Source organism: Paraburkholderia phytofirmans (assembly GCF_046028095.1).
Lineage (GTDB): Bacteria > Pseudomonadota > Gammaproteobacteria > Burkholderiales > Burkholderiaceae > Paraburkholderia > Paraburkholderia phytofirmans_A.
This window is the reverse complement of record NZ_JAQQDJ010000004.1, coordinates 655,831-674,764: the sequence shown is the minus strand read 5'-3', so window position 1 is coordinate 674,764 and position 18,934 is coordinate 655,831. Positions and strand designations below refer to the sequence as shown.

Below are 18,934 nucleotides of genomic sequence, written 5' to 3'. Positions count from 1 at the left end.
AACAGACCTGAGCCGGTTTGCAATTTTCAGCGCTGTGAATTCAGAGCGTTCAGGCCCGCGTGGGACCGCATAACCCTCAAACGACGGCCGCAAATCCGCGCGCTTCTTTCGCTGCTGGCCTATGGATTCGCAACAGCCCGGCGCCCTCGTCTGAGCCATGCTGCTGCAAGTTGAACTGGCTGATCGACACCTGCAGCAGCCTCGCCTGTTCGGTCAGTGTCTGCGCCACCGCAGCGGCCTGCTCGACGAGCGCCGCGTTTTGCTGCGTCACGCTATCCATCTGAGCGACGGCGTCGCCGACCTGATCGATGCCCGCGCTTTGCTCGGCGGCCGCCGCCGCGATATCGCGCATGACGCCCGACACTTTCGCAATGGCCTCGCGCGCGGAATGAATCGTCGCGCCGGTTTGCCCGACGAACTCGGCGCCGGTGCCGACCTTGTCCACCGCGTGGCTGATCAGCGTGCGGATTTCCTTCGCTGCCGCCGCGCTACGCTGCGCGAGCGTGCGAACCTCGCCGGCGACGACCGCGAAACCACGCCCCGCATCGCCGGCGCGGGCCGCTTCGACCGCCGCGTTCAGCGCGAGAATATTGGTCTGAAACGCAATGCCTTCGATGACCGAGATGATCTCCACCATCTTGTGCGACTCCGTCGATATCTCCTGCATCGTCGATACCGCTTGCGCCGCCATCTCGCCGCCGCGATTGACGATCTGCTCCGCGCCGGCGGTCAGTTGGCTCGCTGTCTGCGCGTTCTCCGCCGTTTGCCGGACCATCGCCGTCATTTGCTCCATGCTCGCCGCAGTTTCCTCGAGCGATGCCGCCTGATTCTCCGTGCGCGCCGACAGATCCGTGTTGCCGCCGGCAATCTCACGCGCGCCCGTCGCCACTTTGTCGGCCGCGCCTTTGATCTGTTCGATCGTGTGAGCGAGCGCGTCGCGCATAAGGTGCATGGTGTGCAGCAGGCTCGACTCGTCGCCGTGACGGAGAGCGATGGGAATGGCGAGGTTGCCCCGGGTGATTTCACCGGCCACTTGCGCAACGTAGACCGGATCGCCGCCGATCGTGCGCCGGATGCTGCGATTGGTCAGCGAGACAAGCGCGGACAGCAGCAGCGCCACGACCGCAAAGATTCCGCCGACGAAATACAGCGACTCCTTGAACGCGGCGTCGATGTCATCCACGTAAGCGCCCGTGGCGATGATCCAGTCCCACGGCGCGTAACGCACGACGTAGCCGATCTTGCCGACCGCGGCTGACGCCGGGTCCTGCGGATGCGGGAAAACATAATCGACGAAGCCGCCGTTCGGCTTCTGCGCGACCGCGGCGAACGTTACGTAGTGGTGACGGCCGTCGGCATCCGCGGTACCGGCGAGATCCTTGCCGTTCAATGCAGGCTTCATCGCATGCATGACCATACGCGGTGTCGAATCGATGACGAGGAAATAACCGTCCTCGCCGTAACGTATGCCGCGCAACCGTTCGAGCGCCTGCCGGCGGGCGTCCGCTTCGCCAAGCGCGCCGCTTTGCGCCAGCGCCGCATATTCCGTCACGATGCTAAGCCCGACATGCGCCACGTTCACGAGATCGTTTTTGCGCTCCTCGATGCGCGTCTCCCGCGACAGCCACGCCGCCGACACCGACACGCCGAGAAGTGCCACGAGGCTGACGACCAGCGGCAGCCAGAGCTTCTGTGTGAAACTGAATCGGACCATGCACGCGCCCCACGTCGGTATCGAATGATCGAGCCGGGTCTCATCGTGGCAACAGGTGCCGATATGGCATCGGCGCGCCGTTGCGTGAGTGCGACCACCCGATTCATTTATCGGCAAGCGCGTGCATGTTATGTGTAGAGACAAACCCTTTGCGGGGAATCAATGAGCATGAGCGAACGCCCCGCGTTCGCCCCTGCCGTTGCCTCAATGCTTCTCGTATTCATCATGCCGGCGCCACCACACACCCGTTTCGTTACGTCCTTTGGGAGCGCGGTCAAGCCACTGATACATGCCCCAGAGCGCGTCCACGCCGCGTCCGTAAGTGGAATACGTGTGGTACACGGCGCCGTGTTCGAGCACGAACGCGCTCATGCCGGGTCTGTCGAGCGAATACGTGGGCGCGTCGGTTCCGCAGGCGGTCGCGAACTCGACCACGGGCGCCGGCGCCGGTGTCGCATCCATTGCATGGCCGCCGCGCTGAAAATTGTATTCGGCGGTGCCTTCACGCTGCTGCTGCTCGGTGAACGAGACGTTGATGTCGAAGTTGAAGTCGCTGCCCGCCGACGACGCCCACGGAAACGTCCATCCCATGCGCCGCTTGTACGCCTGCAGCTTCGCGAGCGGCGCCCGCGATACCGCCGTCATGGCCACATCGTGATTCGCCAGATGGACCACGGAACCATCGAACCCGTCGGCGACCGCCGAACACGACGGACAGCCCGCGGCATAGTCGGGGCCGAACATGAAGTGATAAACGAGCAACTGCGAGCGTCCGCGGAAGAGATCGGCCAGCGAGGCGCTGCCTTCATCGGTCTCGAACCGGTATGCCTTGTCGATGCGAACCCAGGGCAGCGCTTGCCGCTGCCGGGCCAGTTCGTCGCTCTGCCGCGTGAGCGCCTTTTCCGCTTCGAGCAGTTCGAGCCGCGCGGCCAGCCATTCTTCCCGTGTGCCGATGCTGTGTTTCGTCGTCATGCTTGCCTCCTTGCTTCGCTATGCGAAGTGCTGTGGGTGGGTCGTGCTAGATTAGCCCCGGGCTTCGAACGACGGGAGTGACAAGTGTGGCGTGATTCACCTCGAAGATGGACTCGCTAGTCACGGCGGCGGCGCGCGCGCTCGCCGCGGGCGATCCGCTCGGCGCGCTGAATCGCGTCGCCTTGCGCGACGACGCGCCCGCGCTCGCGCTGCGCGGCATCGCCATGGCGCAGCTCGGCGATCTGGTGCGGGCCAAGGCGCTCTTGCGAAGCGCCGCGCGTGCCTTCGGTGCGCGAGAACCGGTGGCCCGCGCACGATGTGTCGTCGCCCAGGCTGAGATCGCACTCGCCTCGCGCGATCTGAACTGGCCCACGAAGGCATTGGACGCCGCACGCGCCACACTAGAAGCGCACGGTGACCGTCTCAACGCTGCGCATGCGCGCTATCTCGCGGTGCGGCGCCTGCTGCTCATCGGGCGTCTCGACGAAGCCGAACGCGCGCTCGCCGGGCTCGATCCCACGCCGTTCCCACCCGCTTTGAGAACCGCGCACGAACTGGTGGTGGCCGGTGTCGCGCTGCGCCGCCTTCAAACCAAAGCGGCACGCGCGGCACTGGAGCGAGCCCGGCGCGCAGCGGGCCTCGCAGGCATCCCTGCTCTGACGGCGGAGGTCGATAACGCCGCGCTCGTTTTGAACGCACCCGCGGCTCGACTGCTCGCGCGTGGCGAGGAACGTCCGTTGCTGCTCGACGAGGTGGAAGCGCTGCTGGCATCGAAAGCATTGATCGTGGACGGATGTCGTCACGTGGTGCGCGACGCGGGCACGGTTATCTCGCTCGCCAGCCGGCCGGTGTTGTTCGTGCTCGCCCGCGCACTAGCCGAAGCGTGGCCCGATGACGTATCGCGCGACGTGCTGGTCGCGCGGGCCTTCAGGGCCAAGGCCGCCGATGAATCGCATCGCGCGCGCCTGCGGGTCGAACTCGGGCGGCTGCGTTCGGTGCTTCGCACCGTGGCCGGCGTGAGCGCGACGCGGCGCGGGTTCGCGCTGGTGCCGCGACATGGGCAAGAGGTGGTCGTGCTGGCGCGGCCTGTCGAGGACAAACATGCGCCCGTGCTTGCCTTGCTCGCGGACGGCGAGTCGTGGTCGAGTTCGGCCCTCGCGCTTGCGCTCGGCGCGAGCCAGCGCACCGTGCAGCGAACCCTCGATACGCTCGCGGCGCAAGACAAGGTGCAGTCGTTGGGCCGAGGTCGCGCGCGTCGCTGGATGACGCCGCCCATGCCCGGATTCACGACGACCTTGTTACTCCCCGCTCCGTTGCCGATTGATTAGGATGGCAACACGAAAACCACGAGGGACACGTCATGAAACGATCAGCCGCTGAAATCATCAAAGAGTACGGACCTTTTGAAGGCATAGACCGCGTGCATGGCGTGACGTACGACGGCCAGCACATCTGGTTCGCGACGGGCGACGCGTTGAACGCGCTCGACCCGGAGAGCGGCAAGCAGGTCCGCTCGATCGATGTCGCTGCGCACGCGGGTACGGCCTTCGACGGCGAGCATCTGTTCCAGATCGCCGAGGACCGTATCCAGAAGATCGATCCCAAGACCGGCCGCGTGCTCGCCACGATTCCCGCGCCGGGTGGCGGCGCCGACTCGGGACTCGCATGGGCCGAAGGGACGCTGTGGGTCGGACAGTATCGGGAGCGCAAGATCCATCAAGTCGATCCGCAGACGGGCGCGATTCTGCGCACCATCGAGTCCAATCGCTTCGTGACCGGCGTCACGTGGGTCGACGGTGAACTTTGGCATGGCACGTGGGAAGGCGACGCAAGCGAATTGCGGCGCATCGATCCGCGCACCGGCGAAGTTCAGGAGCGGTTGGAAATGCCCTCTGGGGTCAGCGTGTCGGGACTTGAATCCGATGGCGGCGACCGGTTCTTTTGCGGCGGCGGAAGCAGCGGCAAGGTACGGGCGGTGCGGCGGCCCAAGTGAGATTGTGAGGTGAGCGCCGATTGCAAAAGCAAGCCGCAATCGGCACCTGCATCAGCCTATTGGCGCTCGCGTCCCGGCAAGTCCTGCAGCAGATCCATGAACGCCCGCACCTTCGCGCTCAGCAAGCGCCGCGAGTTGTACAGCGCCCAGATCTCGACCGGCGGTCCATCCGCCACACCCCAACAAACGAGCCGTCCCGCCGCCACATCCTGCTCGACCAGCAGTTTAGGCAACATCGCCGCGCCCACTCCATCGAGCACCGCGTCGCGCACCATCAGCAGCGATGAGAGCCGCAGCACCAGCATCGGCGCGAGCGATCTCAGACCGCTTTCCGTGCGCACGCTCCACGTCGCATTCGCCGATGCCGCCACCAACACGACCGCGGGCACCGCCAACGCGGCAGCATCGCCAGCGGCCCATGGAGGTATCGACATCGTGGGTGCAGCGACCAGCAGCAGTTCGTCGCCGAGAATGCGCCGGCCCACGAGTTGCTGCTCAGGCGCAGGATTGATGCGGATCACCATGTCGTAGCCGTCCTCAACCGGATCGACAACGCGGTCTTCCGCAACCACTTCGAGTTCGACCTGCGGATAGGCCAACGCAAAACGCGTCGCGATCCGCACCAGCACCACGTGCGCGAACACGACCGGCGCGCTGATCCGCAATCGTCCGCGCGGCACCGGCGCGCGCGACGCGACCGCCTCGCCTGCCTCCTGAATCTCCGCCATCAACCCCCGCGTGCGCTCGTGGAGCGCGAGACCTTCTTCGGTCAGCCGCAGCGTGCGCGAGCCTCGCTCGATCAGCCGCACGCCAAGCGTTTCCTCCAGCTCCGCCACGCGCCGCGACAGCGTGGCCTTGGGGCGGTCGAGCGCCCGGCTGGCCGGGCCGAAGCCGCCGTGCAGCGCAACCGCATTGAAATCGGCCAGTGACGTCAAATCCATGATCGCTCCACATATGAGACGAGGTGTCTGAATTTTTGCACTTTCGTTACTCAAATGGAACATCTATTGTGTGTCTACGGGCTGACGTTCAGCCCATCCACCTCAAGGAGAAAGTCATGGCAATCCTCGTAACCGGCAGTACAGGCGTTGTCGGCAAGCAGGTTCTCGAACATCTTCTGGCTGGCGGCGGCGCGCAAGTTCGCGCGCTGACTCGCTCACCGGAGAAAGCGCAATTCCCGGACGGCGTCACCGCGGTCCAAGGCGACCTGTCCGACGTGGACGGCTTGCGCCGCGCGATGAACGGCGTGAGCACGCTGTTCCTGCTCGCACCCAACGCCCCTGACGAACTGACCCAGGCGCTGCAGACCCTGAGCGTGGCGCGCGAAGCCGGCGTGAAAGGCGTGGTGTATCTGTCGGTGTTCAAGGGCGCCGAGTATGTCGACGTGCCGCATTTCACCGGCAAGCAAACGGTCGAGCGCATGATCGAACACTGCGATCTGCCGGCCACCGTGCTGCGTCCCGCGTATTTCATCCAGAACGACGTGCGCCAGAAAGAGCCTTTGCTGACGCATGGCATGTACGGTATGCCGATCGGCGCCAAAGGTATCTCGATGGTCGACGTGCGCGATATCGGCGAGGCCGCCGCGCGCGAGCTGCTGCGCCGCGAGCAGTCTGCAACCCGCTTGCCGCGCGAGGCTTATGAGCTGGTCGGCCCTGATGCGATCACGTCGGAGGCCGTGGTGTCGATCTGGGCTGAAGCGCTGGGACGCACGGTGCGCTACGGCGGCGATGACCTCGACGTGCTCGAACAGCGCTTGAAAGCAGCCGCGCCAGGCTGGCTCGCTTACGACATGCGTCTGATGATGAGCCGCTACCAGCAGGACGGCGCGGTCGCATCGCAAGCGCAAATCGATCATCTCGCGACGCTGCTCGGCCGGCAGCCGCGCTCATATCGGGACTTCGCGGCGGAGATGGCGGCAGCCTGGAAGAACGGTTGAGCGATTAAATCGAGCGGCGAGGCAATGAGTCGCCCGATTCAACCCACCACTGCTTTTGAATAAGCGGATTGATTGTGGAGTTTCTGAAGCCATCGAATAAACACACGCTCAAGTTTTTCTCTCGCGCTGTCGTTTACACGGCATGCGCCGTGTGCCTCATCATTCGCGCCGCATAAACAACTCTAAATCTGGCCCAAGTACACACCACACCCCTTTCAATTCGTAATGAAAAAGTACATCGCACTCTTTGCCATTGCCGGCACGCTATTGACTTCAGGCTGCGCGACTGTTTCCCCCATGTCGCCCACCACCTCGACGAGTTCGGTCGACACCACGAAAAACTCATACGCGTTAATGACGGTGACGCTCAAGAACGCTTATCACACGAGTTATCAGCCGAGTCCTATCGTCGTGCATATGGAACGCGGGGCGGCCGACTCGCGCGAAGACCGTTTGAATTTCAAATTCGACGATCAGGCCACCACGACGAGCGACACGGGTAATCATTATTTCATTCGCCTTCCGCTGGCGCCGGGCAAATATGTGATGCGCGGCATTACCGGTCAAAGCGGCATATTCCCGTTCCACGGCATGTTCTTTACGCCGCTTCACGAAGTAGTCGAAATCAAACCGAATTCGATTGTGTATCTCGGCCATATCGACGCCACGATCGTCGAACGTAAAGACGGTGAATTGCGCGCGGGCCCGGTCATTCCGCTGGTCGATCAGGCGGTGGCGGGTTTCAGCGGCGGGACGTGGGATATCAGCGTGAGCGATCAATTCGACGACGATGTGACGGCATTTAAAAAAGACTTTCCGGCACTGACCAACGCATCGATCGATCGTGAAGTGCTGCCCGCCTGGGATAAACAGAAAGCCACCGAATGGTGGAATAACCACTGATTTCAAGCTGCAAATCCAAACGGCGCGCGCAGCGCAACCCGCTTGGCTGCGCCCGTTTCCAAACAAGCCGATAATCGCATGACCGACAGGAAGGAGACGCCACGGTCATGCGCAATCTCGACGAAAACACGATCACCGAAGCGGTTCTGGCGCGTCACGCGCACGCAGACGACGAGCGGCTGAAAACCATCGTCACGAGCCTCGTGCGGCATCTGCATGCCTTCGCGCGCGAAGTGAATCTGACCGAGAGCGAATGGGAACAGGGCATTCGTTTTCTCACCGACGTCGGCCATATCACCGACGACAAGCGCCAGGAATTCATCCTGCTCTCGGACACGCTCGGCTTGTCGATGCTCGTCACGGCGATGGCGAACCGCAAGCCGCCGGGCTGCACGGAAGCGACGGTCTTCGGGCCGTTTTTCGTCGAAGGCGCGCCCGCCTACCGAAACGGCGACGACATATCGAACGGCGCGCGCGGCGAGCCCTGCTTCGTGTCGGGAACCGTCAAGGGAGCGGACGGCGAAGCGGTGGCCAATGCGCGCATCGAAGTCTGGCAAGCAGACGCGGACGGCTTCTACGATGTGCAACATGCCGGTGACGACACGCATCGCGCGAGAGGCGTGCTCCATAGTCTCGCCGACGGGCGCTATCACTTCCGTTCCATCGTCGCCGAGCCTTATCCGATTCCACACGATGGACCAGTCGGGCGTATGCTCGCAGCGCTCGGCCGGCATCCGTGGCGCCCGGCCCATCTGCATTTCATGATCACGGCGCCGGGCTATGAGCGCCTCGTGACCCACGTGTTCCGCGAAGGCGATCAGTACCTCGATTCGGACGCGGTGTTCGGCGTCCGCTCGTCGCTCGTTGCACAGTGGAAGCACCATGAGGCAGGCACGGCGCCGGACGGTACGCCCATGACTACGCCGTTCAGCACGCTTGAATTCGATTTTGTGCTGAACCGATCCGTGTGACGCGGGTCACTCTCTTATCGCAGCAGCCATCCCTTACCGAGCCTTACTCCCATGGAAAAACGAGCACTCATCATCGGCGCGAGCGGCATTGTCGGCGGCAACCTTGCGGACCAGCTGCTTTCGAATGGCTGGCACGTCGCCGGACTTTCGCGCGGACGCACGCCAGTGTCGCCGGCGATCGAATCGATTACGGCCGACCTGCAATCGGCCGACTCCGTCAGCAAAGCACTCGCCGGCCAAGCGTTCAGTCATGTGTTCCTCACCGCGTGGTCACGCCAGGCGACTGAGAAAGAAAACATTCGCGTGAACGGCGCGATGGTGCGTCATGTGATGGACGCCGTGGGTCCATCCGGCACACTCCAACATGCCGCGCTCGTGACAGGACTCAAGCATTACCTCGGCCCGTTCGAAGCGTATGCAACCGGCGCGGTGCCGATCACACCGTTTCGCGAGGAACAGGGCCGCCAGCCGGTCGACAACTTCTACTACGAGCAGGAAGACCGTTTATTCGACGCCGCGCAGCGCTACGATTTCAGCTGGAGCGTGCATCGTCCGCACACGATCATCGGCTTCGCGCTCGGCAACGCGATGAACATGGGCGTGACGCTCGCCGTCTACGCAACCTTGTGCAAGCAGACCGGCCAGCCGTTCATCTTCCCCGGCTCGGCGGCGCAATGGAACAGCCTCACCGACATGACCGACGCGCGGCTGCTCGCACGCCACCTCGAATGGGCCGCAACGTCCGCGAAAGCGCGCAACGAAGACTTCAACGTGGTCAACGGCGACGTGTTCCGCTGGAAATGGATGTGGTCGCAAATCGCCGGCTACTTCGGGATCGAAGCCGTACCGTTCGACGGCGAAACACGTCCGCTGGAAGGCCGCATGCAGGACGCCGGCAAGGCATGGGCCGAGATCGCCGCGCGCTTCGATCTGAAGGAGGCCAATATCGGCAAGCTCGCCTCGTGGTGGCACACCGACGCGGACCTTGGCCGCCCGATGGAAGTACTCACAGATATGACCAAGAGCCGGCAAGCAGGCTTCCTCGATTATCAGAGCACGCCCGACTCGTTCTTCGCGCTGTTCGACCGGTTGAAGGCGGAGCGCATCATTCCCAGCGATACGCGCACACGGCTAGCGGCTTCGATTGAACAACGGTGACGCGTGGCTCGCGGCGGCGAGTTCCGAGGCCGCCGCGAGCAGTGTCGAGCCGAGGCTGGCCATGCGTTTTTCGTCGAGCCGCACAAGCGGCCCGGCAATACTGATCACCCCCATCGCGGGATAGCCGCGCCGCTGCACGGGCGCGGCCATTGCCGTCATGCCGGGAGCAAAGACTTCGTTGATCGTCGCGTAGCCTCGTTCGCGTGCGGCGTGCACGAACTTCAGCAGTCCGCTGATCGTGGTCGGCGCATTCGGACCGTATTGTTTCGGTTGCCCGAAGCCCTGCCGCGTGACGAGTTCGAGCGCGCGTTCGTCGGTCATCGTCATCATCCATGCGTGGCCCGTGGCGCTGCATGAAAGGATGGTGTCCATGCCCATGTCCGGGTCGTAGCGCAAACCCTTCAGCGCGCCCTGCGCCTTGGCGACCCACGTCAGCCGGTCGCCGTCGACAATTGCCAACCGCACCAGTTCGCCGGATGTTTCGGCGAGCCGGTCGAGCATCGTCTGCGCGATGTCGACGATGCCGGACGTCGCGAGAAAACCGAGCCCCAGGCCAACGAGCTTGGTGGTGAGCACGTAATCGCCATGCTCGCGTAACTGCCGCACATAACCGCATTGCTTCAGATCGACGAGCAGCCGATGGCACGCGCTGCGCGGAATATCGAGCTCGTCCGCGATCATCGCGAGCGGCGTGCCCTCCATCTGCGTGGCGAGAAATTCGAGTACCGCGAGGGTGCGTTCCGTAACGCCTGGCATGCCGGTCTCCACCTTTTCTGAGTTCTTCGCGCAGCCAGTTTTGCACATTATGAGATGAAATTCCACCCTGGAACGGCATCCCACCCAAGGGTGCTAACCTTGGTTTCAAGGCGGCGCGACGCGCACAGCGAGTTGAGAGCGCCCCGAGTTCATCGATCAGACAAGAGAGCGGGAAACGGTCAGCAGCGCTCATCGCTTGCGACTTGCACCCCGTGCGGCGACGGTTAAGGAGACAACATGATTCAGGACACACAACAAGGCACGCATGCTGCGATGCGCACGCGAGCGGTGACGGCGGCGGCCGTCGGCACCGCGCTCGAGTGGTTCGACTTCACGCTTTACGGCGCATTGGCCGCCACGGTTTTGCCCAAGCTGTTTTTCCCGTCGATGGATTCGACCTCCGCCCTGCTCGCCTCGCTCGCGACCTTCGGCGTGGGGCTCGCGGCGCGGCCGTTGGGCGCGATCATCTGCGGCCATTTGGGCGACAAGCTCGGGCGGCGCAACCTCATGCTCGGCACCGTCACGGTGATGGGCCTCGCCTCGATGCTGATGGGCCTGCTGCCGACCTACGCGAGCATCGGCGTATGGGCGCCGGTCCTGCTGGTGCTGCTGCGTATTCTGCAAGGCTTCGCGCTGGGCGGCGAGTCGACCGGCGCGCAGTTGATGGCAATCGAACACGCCAGCGCCGACCGGCGCGGCAAGTACTCCGGGCTGCTGGGCCTGTGTTCGCCGCTGAGTCAGATCATGGCCAACGGCGTGTTGCTTCTGCTGTCGTCCATGATGTCGGCGCAGGCGTTCGATTCGTACGGCTGGCGCATTCCTTTCATACTGAGCTTCATCCTCGTGGTGGTCGGCGTGTATATCCGCTTGCGAGTCAGCGAGACGCCCGCCTTCGTCGCGCTGCGTAAAACGGAAGTCGTACACGTGGGCAGCCCGCTGCGCGATGCATTGCGCCTGCACTGGAGAACCGTGCTGCGCTGGATGCTGTTCTTCTGTGGACCCGCGGCGATCTTCTACCTGATCGTGGTGTTCTCGCTCAGCTACATCACGAAGACGCTCGCTATCCCGAAGCAAACCGGCTTTCTGTTGCTGATGGGCGCGAATGTTTGCGCGATCGTCGGCGCGCTTGCCGGCGGCATGCTCAGCGACAAGATCGGCCGCAAGAAGGCGCTCGCGATCGGTTCAATCGCAACCTTGCTGATGCTGTTCGTGTACTTCCAGATTCTCGACACCAAAAGCTTTGTGCCGATGCTTGCGGCGATGGGCTTCTTCCTTGGCTTCACGCAGTTTCAAAGCGGCATTCAGCCGGTCGCGTTCGCCGAAGCGTTTCCGACCAATGTGCGCTACTCCGGCTCCGCGCTCGCCTATACCGGTGCGAATCTGGTGGCGGGTGGTCCGATGCCGGTGCTGGCGGTATGGCTTTTCTCGGTGTGCAACGGCTCGCCGTGGGGTGTGGTCGCCGTGTGCGTGGTCTTCAACGTGATTTCGCTCGTGATGATCCTGACGGCGCGCGAAACCCTCGGCATCGACATGAACCGCACCGACTCGACGGCGGCCGTCACGGGCGAAGCGGACTTTACGCCGGCGCACGTGAGCAACAGCCATCGCACGTAATACGCGCGGCGCTGCGGCGCCACGCTGAATCATCGAAATTATGCAAACAGGCGATCGAACAATGACTGAACTCGTATATGTACTGAATGGCTCGAACCTCAACATGCTCGGCAAGCGTGAGCCGCATCTGTACGGGACGACCACGCTCGCGCAGATCCAGCAGCAGGTGGAGGCGCTCGCGGTCAGGCTGGAACTTCAATGCGAGTTCCGCCAGACCAACAGCGAGGCCACCATGGTCGACTGGCTGCAGGAAGCGTTCGAACGCGACGCCGCGGTGATCATCAATCCCGCTGGCTTTTCGTTCGCGTCGGTGCCGGTCTTCGACGCGGTCAAGCTGATCGAGCGACCGTTGATCGAGCTGCACATCACCAACATTCACAAGCGCGATGAAACGTACCGCCATTCGCTGGTCTCGCGCGCGGCGACTGGTGTGATTTGCGGACTCGGTGCGAACGGGTATCTCGTCGCGCTGCAGGCGATGGCGATGGCGCTCGGGAAAAGTCCGAGCTTCGGCTGAGAGCGTCGAGGAGCAGGCCGGGTGGTGGGTGCCGCGCGACGCATGCGTCCGTTGTCACCTCGTTTCATCGGCCATCCGGACTGCCTGGATCAAGGGAGCGCCGATGCACTCCCTTGATTCGGAACCAAAAGCCAATTGCCTCTAACAGGCACTGACACCAGACCTAGTTCAGCGGGTGCGAGCAAATCTGAGGCAAAGCTGCGACGCTTTTCATGCGGGGTGCAGGTCTGTTCGCTTTCTCGTGGGCTTCACGCTCGTCGAGTTGGGCATACTGCCGGCCACGAGTTCCGCAACAGCTTCCGCAGTCGCTGCCGAGAGGGTCCACCCCAAATGCCCGTGTCCGGTGTTGTAGAAAATGTTGCGTCGGCGGCCGGCGCCCACTTTGGGCAACATGCCCGGCAGCATGGGGCGCAGGCCAGCCCACGGAACGACGCGCGCCGTCGACATGTCCGGAAAATGAGTCCGCGTCCAGTTGACGAGTGGCTGGATCCGATCAGAACGAATGTCACGGTTCAAGCCGTTCAGTTCAGCCGTTCCAGCAACACGGAAGCGATCGACGCCGAGACGGCTGGTGACAATCTTGGCGTTGTCGTCGAGCAGGCTGACCCAGGGCGCGGCTTGCTGGCTTTCTGTGTCATCGAGACACACCGTGATCGAATAGCCCTTTACCGGATAGACGTTCACGTGGTCTCCCACATACGCGGCTAGCGCACGACTTCCGACACCCGCACAAATCACGACCCGGTCGAAGTTATCCGTATCGGTCTGACCTTCGTGCGCGAAAGCAATCGTCAATTCACCGTCTGCCGCCTCGGAAATGGACTGCACGCTCGTGTCGTAGCGGAACTCGACCCCCAAACGCACGCAGGCTTCAGCTAGACCACGCGTGAACTTGTGAATGTCGCCGGTCGAATCCGATTCGGTGAAGAAGCCACCGTGGAACTGCCCATGAAGCGTGGGCTCGAGGGCGCGGATTTCGTCGGGGGTCACCGGGCGCCGCTCAAGGCCGCCTTCACGCAGCAATGCATTGACCTTTGTCGCCGCATCGAACTCCTTACGGGTGGCATAGAAATGCAGAATGCCACGTCGTTCGAGGTCGAAATCGATGCGCTCCCGCTCTGCGATCGAGAACATGTGCTCGCGTGCAGCAATGGCCAGCCGTACCGTTTCGATCGTGTTGCTGCGATAGTTCGGAATCTGGCGCAGGAACTCACCGATCCAGCTGTACTTGTGCCAACTCGGCTTCGGATTCATGAGGAGTGGCGCGTCGCGGCTAAACATCCAACGCAGGCCTTTCAGCACTGTGGAGCGGCTGTTCCAGACTTCGGCGTTGCTGGCCGATAGTTGTCCGCCGTTGGCAAATGACGTTTCCATTGCCGCATAGCGATGACGTTCGAGAACGGTGACGCGGTAACCGCGCCGGGCGAGGGCGTAAGCAGTGGTGACGCCCGTAATTCCGGCGCCAATGATGGCGATATGGGACATGACATGGTCCAGTGTTAGTTGAGCATCGCCGGCCGATATTTACCGGCGCCAATGCCCCATCTGTCCATGTACCTGAGAGTTTCGCCATGACCGGTTACGGTCATAGCTCCCCTTCGGTGGGCGCGCGTGCGCCGCTCTCCAGATGTTCTCGCTGCACGGTCCTTTTGCCTGAGAGTTTCCGGGGCGGTTGCTCCGTCGGCGTCGTCGCGGGTGGACGATCTCTCCCGTGCTTCGTTGTAGAACAGCGCAAGGCTACTACCTCAAAGAATTGACAGCAAGTCTTTTCAAATAGACGGCAGTCAACTTCCCGTCCGCGCTCATGGCAGCCCCGTGGCGATCCGGAGGTATCTACAAATGCTTCGGATTCTCCCGAAGTGTGTTTCTGATTATTGGCATTTTTCCGTCGAAATTGTTTGCATAGACTCAGTTCCAGATGCACCGCCAGCTCGTCACAACGAACGACGCCGCGGCGGTGAATAGAGCGGCCGGTGCGCCGCACCTATCTGAACCAACACCAGGACGGAAGCAATATCATGTCTGAAAACAGTTACGAAACCGGTCGGCTCAATTTGCCCTTTGTTGGAATCTGCACGTTCGCGAAATCCCCGCTGTGTCTCGACTGGGACAAAATCGATGCGGACGTTGCGGTGATGGGCGCGCCTTTCGATTGCGGTACGCAGTGGCGGGCGGGTGCACGGTTCGGTCCGCGCTCGATCCGCGATGCATCCACACTGTTCTCGTTCGGACACGGCGGCGCGTACGACTTTGAGGACGACGTCGTCTACTTGCCCAGCAATGAAGTTCGCATTGTCGATATCGGCGATGCGGACATGGTGCACACCAACACGGAGAAGAGTCACGCCAACATCGAGTACGGCGTGCGAAAGATCCTGGCGGCGGGCGCGTTGCCGGTGGTGATGGGAGGCGATCACTCGATCAACATCCCGTGCATCAATGCGTTCGAAGGTCAGGAGCCGTTTCACATCGTCCATATCGACGCTCACCTCGATTTCGTCGACGAGCGCCACGGCGTGCGCCACGGCCACGGTAATCCGCTGCGGCGTGCGGCGGAAAAAAGCGTGGTGTCGGGCATGACGCAGATCGGCATCCGCAACGTGTCGTCTACCGCGCGCGAAGGCTATGCGCAGGCACGCGAAATGGGCTCGGACATTATCTCGGTACGCGACCTTCGGCGCCTTGGCATCCAGGGCGTTCTGGACCGTATCCCGAAGGGCGTGCGCTATTACCTGACCATCGATATCGACGGCTTCGATCCGTCGATCGCGCCCGGCACGGGTACGCCGAGCCACGGCGGCCTGCTGTATTACGAAGGACTCGAACTCTTCGCGGGCCTTGCTGAGCAGGGTGACGTGATCGGCATCGACCTCGTGGAAGTCGCACCCGACTACGACCATTCAGGCTCCACGTCGATCCTGGCGGCGCAACTGCTGCTGAATACGATTGGCCGCGTGATGCATCAACGCAAAGTCAAACGAAACCGTTCCCGTTAAGTTCTGGTTGGCTATTTACTGCTGCGCGCGGCCCGGCCGACTTTTTTTGCCGCCGCGCGCAGCTGGTTGCAAAAAGCCTGCACGACTCGCGCCGATTCGGCGCCTTTGCGCGTGATGATCTGAAAGTCCAGATGTGTCACATAGTGCTCGGGATCGATGCGTGCCAGTAGTCCACTTTCGACCCAAGGCTGCGCATAGTGAGGCGGCAGAAAGCCCACATAATTGCCCGACAGGATGAGCATCGCGCGGCCTTCGACGTTGTCGACCGAGGCCGCGGCCTGTGCCATGTGCAGCAGCTTCAGCTCCTGGCTGCCGAGGTAGGCACGCGCAGCGAGGCGTTGTTTGCTGAGTACCGACACCGGGACGCGACCGCCCGCCCGCTCGTATAACGAGTGGGTCGATGCACAGTAGAGCCCTTGCTCCTCTCTATAAAGCGGCAAGTAGTCGAGACCGGGAATCTGTGCGGGAAATGGCCCCACGGCCAGATGCAGGCGCCCGTCCAGCACGTGCCGCTCCATGCTGCCAGGCGTGTCGATCTGCACATGCAGACGGACCTCGGGCGCCATCTGGCCAAACTCCCGGATTGCTGCCGGCAGCGGCGAGTCTTTGTCGGTCAAGGTTGCTTCGATCATGCCGAAGCGCAACACGCCGGAAAGCTGATTGCGCAACGAGCCTGCTTCCATCTGAAACGTATCGACCGCGCCGAGCAGACGTTGCGCGGCGGCATGCAGCTCCGCCCCTTCGTCAGTCAGCCGGAAACCCGCGCGTCCGCGCTCGCACAGTCGTAGTCCGAGGCGTGTCTCCAACTGCGACATGTATTCGCTGATGCTCGACGCGCCAATGTTGAGAACCGGCTGCGCCGCGGCGAACCCGCCGCTACGGACGATGGTTTCGAAGATCCGCAACAGCTTGAGATCCGTGTCCTGAACTTGCATCGTGCCGTCCCTTGGTTACTTCGGAAATTACCGAAATGTGTTTCATCAATGGTGCATTTTATTGGGGAATTTGGCTACACAGAATTGCTGTCAACCGCGCTGTCGCGAGTTCCATGAAGGCAAACGGACAGTGGGGTTGCAATGGGATATTTTCCAGGCCAAAGCGCAGCGCGTCCGCCACCTCCGGAGGCAGGGCGATTTGATACTTCACGATGTGAGGAGAGCACGATGAGAAAAATGAACGCGGGTTCATGGTTGACAGCAGTCGCTTTGAGCATGGTGTCGGCGCACGCGGCGGCGGGCGAGCAGGTGGTGAAAATCGGCTTGACCGGACCCTTGACCGGCCCGCAGGCCGCCATTGGCAAGGACGACGAAAACGGCCTCAGGATGGCGATCGAGCGTCTGAATGCTCAGGGGCTGGTGATCGGCGGTCAGAAGACCCGCTTTGAATTGGTCTCGCAAGATGATGCCGCCGATCCACGTACCGGCATGACGGTTGCGCAACGCCTCGTCGACGACAATGTGAAGGTCATCTTTGGGCCGTTCAATTCGGGCGTCGCGATTCCGATTTCAAACCTGGTGAATGTCGCGGGAATCGTGATGGCGACCGTCGCGTCGAACCCGTCGATCACGCAACACGGCTATCCGTTCGTGTTTCGCATCTCCGCCAGCGATACGCAGCTTGGCAGCCGCATGGGCGAATTCGCGGCCAAAAAGTTGAAGATCAAACGGATTGCCGTGATCGACGACCGGACCGCGTACGGCCAGGGTCTCGCCGACGAATTTATCAACGCAGCCAAAGCCAACGGCATCGAGGTTGTGGATCGTGAATATACGACCGACAAGGCGACCGATTTCGTCTCGATCCTCACCCACATCAAAGGCGCCGACGCGGAAGGGATTTTCTACGGCGGCTATTACGCGCAAGCCGGAGCGCTGCGCAAACAGATGAAACGTCTCGCGATGAACGGTTATCTGCTCGGCGGCGATGCCATGTGCAATGCCGAACTGGCGAAAGTCGGCGGCGATACGGTCGATGCGGGCGTGTATTGTCCGCAAGGCGGTCCCGTCCTCGATCAGACGCAGGAAGGGCGGCAGTTCAAGGCGGACTACAAACAGCGCTTCAATACCGATCCGTTGACTTACAGTGCCGCGTTGTACGACGGCATGAACATTGTCGCGCGGGCCATGCAAAAGGCCAATGCCGTCGAACCGGCACAGTATCGTGCTGCACTCGCCGGCATCGATTATCAAGGGGTTTCAGGGCATTATCGATTCGACCCGAACCGCGATCTGAAGGACTCGCCCATCACCATTTATACCTATCGAAACGGTGAGCCGACGCCGCTGGCGTCTTCCCAGCCCTAGATCCAAGTAGCCCCTACGCCGCGTTCGCTGCCTGCTGGGCCAGACGGTAGCTTTCCATCAAATCCAGCATGAAAACCTGCAGGATGGTAGGGGACACGGCGGCCCGCTTCGTGATTGCGCAGAAGGGCCATTGGGTGCCGAACTGGCCGGGGCATATACGATGCATTTCGTCGCGCGCGACCCAGCGGGCAGCGTAATGGATCGGCAGAAATCCGACGTAAGCGCCCGATAGAATCAGAATAGCCTGCGCCTCGATGTTGTCCACGGTCGCCGCGGCTCTACTAACGCTGAGCATGCGCAGATCGTGCTGCTGCAGGTAGCCGCGCGCGACCACGCGACTGGACGCAATGGCCTCGTTGAGTGAGGCATCGTCGGGCTGGAGGCCGGCGAGCACGTGTTGCTTCCCGCAATACAGACCGTCCGGTTCGCTATACAGGTCGGTGTAATTGAGCCCTGGTACGTGCAACGGGAAATGCCCGACTGCGATGTGCAACCGGCCATCGAGTACGCGCTCCTCCAGTTCCGCAGGCATACCCACATAGACGTCCAGATGCACATCGTGCCCCCTCGATACGAACGCCCGCAGTGCCTGCGGCAGCGGTGAAGCCGAGTCGGTCACCGTATTGTCGATGATGCCGAGGTACAGCCTCCCTGAGACGTTCTTCTTGAGCGCGTCCGTATCCATGCAGAAATTTTCGACCGCCAGTTGCAACCGCTGCGCCGCCTCGTAAGTCGCCGTACCGTGTTCGGTAAGACGAAAACCGCTGCGCCCCCTCTCACAAAGCTTGAGCCCCAGGCGCGTTTCGAGCGTCGTCATCTGTTCGCTGATGGTCGACTGGCTGACGTTCAGGGTGGCCTGGGCGGCGGAAAAGCCTCCGCACCGCACCACCGTCATGAACACCCGCAATAGCTTGAGGTCCACGTCCTGCAACTGGATCACTGTCGTCGCTCCGTTTCAACCGCTTGCTTCGATATTTCCGATATGAACATCTGATCCACGTGATTTTTTCCCGCGGTCGTGTCGCTCATAGTCTCTCAAAAGGCCGCGCTGCCACAAGCCACGTTTATATCGATGTTTTCCGATGGTCTGTGAGCGGC

Annotated in this window: 17 protein-coding genes and 1 riboswitch; of the genes, 10 read left to right on the top strand and 7 right to left on the bottom strand. The window is 62.2% G+C overall.

All coding sequences use genetic code 11. The features are described from left to right. Positions 1–76 precede the first annotated feature (76 nt). Both PQR54_RS15635 and PQR54_RS15630 read right to left on the bottom strand, forming a co-directional pair. Positions 77–1,714, bottom strand: a complete 1,638-nt coding sequence (locus tag PQR54_RS15635; RefSeq protein ID WP_408247080.1) for a methyl-accepting chemotaxis protein — start codon at positions 1,712–1,714, stop codon at positions 77–79. Between the two features lie 204 nt (positions 1,715–1,918). Continuing rightward, the gene (locus PQR54_RS15630) at positions 1,919–2,686 is read right to left on the bottom strand and encodes a DUF899 domain-containing protein (protein WP_408247078.1); all 768 of its coding nucleotides are present in this window, start codon (positions 2,684–2,686) and stop codon (positions 1,919–1,921) included. 107 nt (positions 2,687–2,793) lie between these two features. Between PQR54_RS15630 and PQR54_RS15625 the strand changes: the two genes are divergently transcribed. Both PQR54_RS15625 and PQR54_RS15620 read left to right on the top strand, forming a co-directional pair. Continuing rightward, on the top strand, positions 2,794–4,014 hold the full coding sequence (locus PQR54_RS15625; protein ID WP_408247076.1) for a helix-turn-helix domain-containing protein: 1,221 nt from the start codon (positions 2,794–2,796) through the stop codon (positions 4,012–4,014). Between the two features lie 32 nt (positions 4,015–4,046). Next, the gene (locus tag PQR54_RS15620; RefSeq protein WP_408247074.1) at positions 4,047–4,679 is read left to right on the top strand and encodes a Vgb family protein; all 633 of its coding nucleotides are present in this window, start codon (positions 4,047–4,049) and stop codon (positions 4,677–4,679) included. Between the two features lie 56 nt (positions 4,680–4,735). On the opposite strand, the gene PQR54_RS15615 is transcribed toward PQR54_RS15620, so the two are convergent. Beyond that, positions 4,736–5,620 (bottom strand): LysR family transcriptional regulator, encoded by an 885-nt coding sequence (locus PQR54_RS15615; RefSeq protein ID WP_408247072.1) that lies wholly within the window; start codon positions 5,618–5,620, stop codon positions 4,736–4,738. Between the two features lie 116 nt (positions 5,621–5,736). Here PQR54_RS15615 and PQR54_RS15610 point away from each other — a divergent pair, with 116 nt between their 5' ends. The 4 genes from PQR54_RS15610 to PQR54_RS15595 all read left to right on the top strand — a co-directional run bounded on the left by PQR54_RS15610 (position 5,737) and on the right by PQR54_RS15595 (position 9,650). Further along, positions 5,737–6,618 carry an NmrA family NAD(P)-binding protein gene (locus PQR54_RS15610; protein WP_408247070.1) on the top strand — a complete coding sequence of 294 codons (882 nt, stop codon included), beginning with the start codon at positions 5,737–5,739 and terminating at the stop codon, positions 6,616–6,618. 225 nt (positions 6,619–6,843) lie between these two features. Then, positions 6,844–7,521 carry a hypothetical protein gene (locus PQR54_RS15605; RefSeq protein ID WP_408247068.1) on the top strand — a complete coding sequence of 226 codons (678 nt, stop codon included), beginning with the start codon at positions 6,844–6,846 and terminating at the stop codon, positions 7,519–7,521. Between the two features lie 107 nt (positions 7,522–7,628). Beyond that, positions 7,629–8,492 carry an intradiol ring-cleavage dioxygenase gene (locus tag PQR54_RS15600; RefSeq protein ID WP_408247066.1) on the top strand — a complete coding sequence of 288 codons (864 nt, stop codon included), beginning with the start codon at positions 7,629–7,631 and terminating at the stop codon, positions 8,490–8,492. 51 nt (positions 8,493–8,543) lie between these two features. Next, positions 8,544–9,650, top strand: coding sequence for an SDR family oxidoreductase (locus tag PQR54_RS15595; RefSeq protein ID WP_408247064.1), 1,107 nt, complete (start codon positions 8,544–8,546; stop codon positions 9,648–9,650). On the opposite strand, the gene PQR54_RS15590 is transcribed toward PQR54_RS15595, so the two are convergent. Beyond that, entirely contained in the window at positions 9,624–10,406 is a 783-nt protein-coding gene (locus PQR54_RS15590) for an IclR family transcriptional regulator (RefSeq protein WP_408247062.1), read from the bottom strand. The two genes, PQR54_RS15595 and PQR54_RS15590, sit on opposite strands and share 27 nt — an antisense overlap. A gap of 237 nt (positions 10,407–10,643) precedes the next feature. On the opposite strand from PQR54_RS15590, the gene PQR54_RS15585 reads away from it, so the two are divergent. After that, the gene (locus PQR54_RS15585; RefSeq protein WP_012426007.1) at positions 10,644–12,020 is read left to right on the top strand and encodes an MFS transporter; all 1,377 of its coding nucleotides are present in this window, start codon (positions 10,644–10,646) and stop codon (positions 12,018–12,020) included. Between the two features lie 61 nt (positions 12,021–12,081). Then, positions 12,082–12,537, top strand: a complete 456-nt coding sequence (locus tag PQR54_RS15580) for a type II 3-dehydroquinate dehydratase (RefSeq protein WP_012426006.1) — start codon at positions 12,082–12,084, stop codon at positions 12,535–12,537. Positions 12,538–12,747: 210 nt separating this feature from the next. Here the strand turns inward: PQR54_RS15580 and PQR54_RS15575 are convergent, their stop codons facing one another. Then, positions 12,748–14,022: a D-amino acid dehydrogenase gene (locus PQR54_RS15575; RefSeq protein WP_408247059.1), complete on the bottom strand. Its 1,275-nt coding sequence runs from the start codon at positions 14,020–14,022 to the stop codon at positions 12,748–12,750. A gap of 146 nt (positions 14,023–14,168) precedes the next feature. Next, positions 14,169–14,259: riboswitch (glycine riboswitch) on the bottom strand. Between the two features lie 296 nt (positions 14,260–14,555). Here PQR54_RS15575 and speB point away from each other — a divergent pair. Beyond that, the gene (gene speB, locus PQR54_RS15570) at positions 14,556–15,533 is read left to right on the top strand and encodes an agmatinase (RefSeq protein WP_408247057.1); all 978 of its coding nucleotides are present in this window, start codon (positions 14,556–14,558) and stop codon (positions 15,531–15,533) included. A gap of 11 nt (positions 15,534–15,544) precedes the next feature. Here the strand turns inward: speB and PQR54_RS15565 are convergent, their stop codons facing one another. Then, positions 15,545–16,468, bottom strand: coding sequence for a LysR family transcriptional regulator (locus tag PQR54_RS15565; protein ID WP_408247055.1), 924 nt, complete (start codon positions 16,466–16,468; stop codon positions 15,545–15,547). 228 nt (positions 16,469–16,696) lie between these two features. On the opposite strand from PQR54_RS15565, the gene PQR54_RS15560 reads away from it, so the two are divergent. Continuing rightward, positions 16,697–17,836, top strand: a complete 1,140-nt coding sequence (locus PQR54_RS15560; RefSeq protein ID WP_408247053.1) for a branched-chain amino acid ABC transporter substrate-binding protein — start codon at positions 16,697–16,699, stop codon at positions 17,834–17,836. A gap of 13 nt (positions 17,837–17,849) precedes the next feature. On the opposite strand, the gene PQR54_RS15555 is transcribed toward PQR54_RS15560, so the two are convergent. Continuing rightward, entirely contained in the window at positions 17,850–18,776 is a 927-nt protein-coding gene (locus PQR54_RS15555; protein WP_408247051.1) for a LysR family transcriptional regulator, read from the bottom strand. Positions 18,777–18,934: the final 158 nt, after the last annotated feature.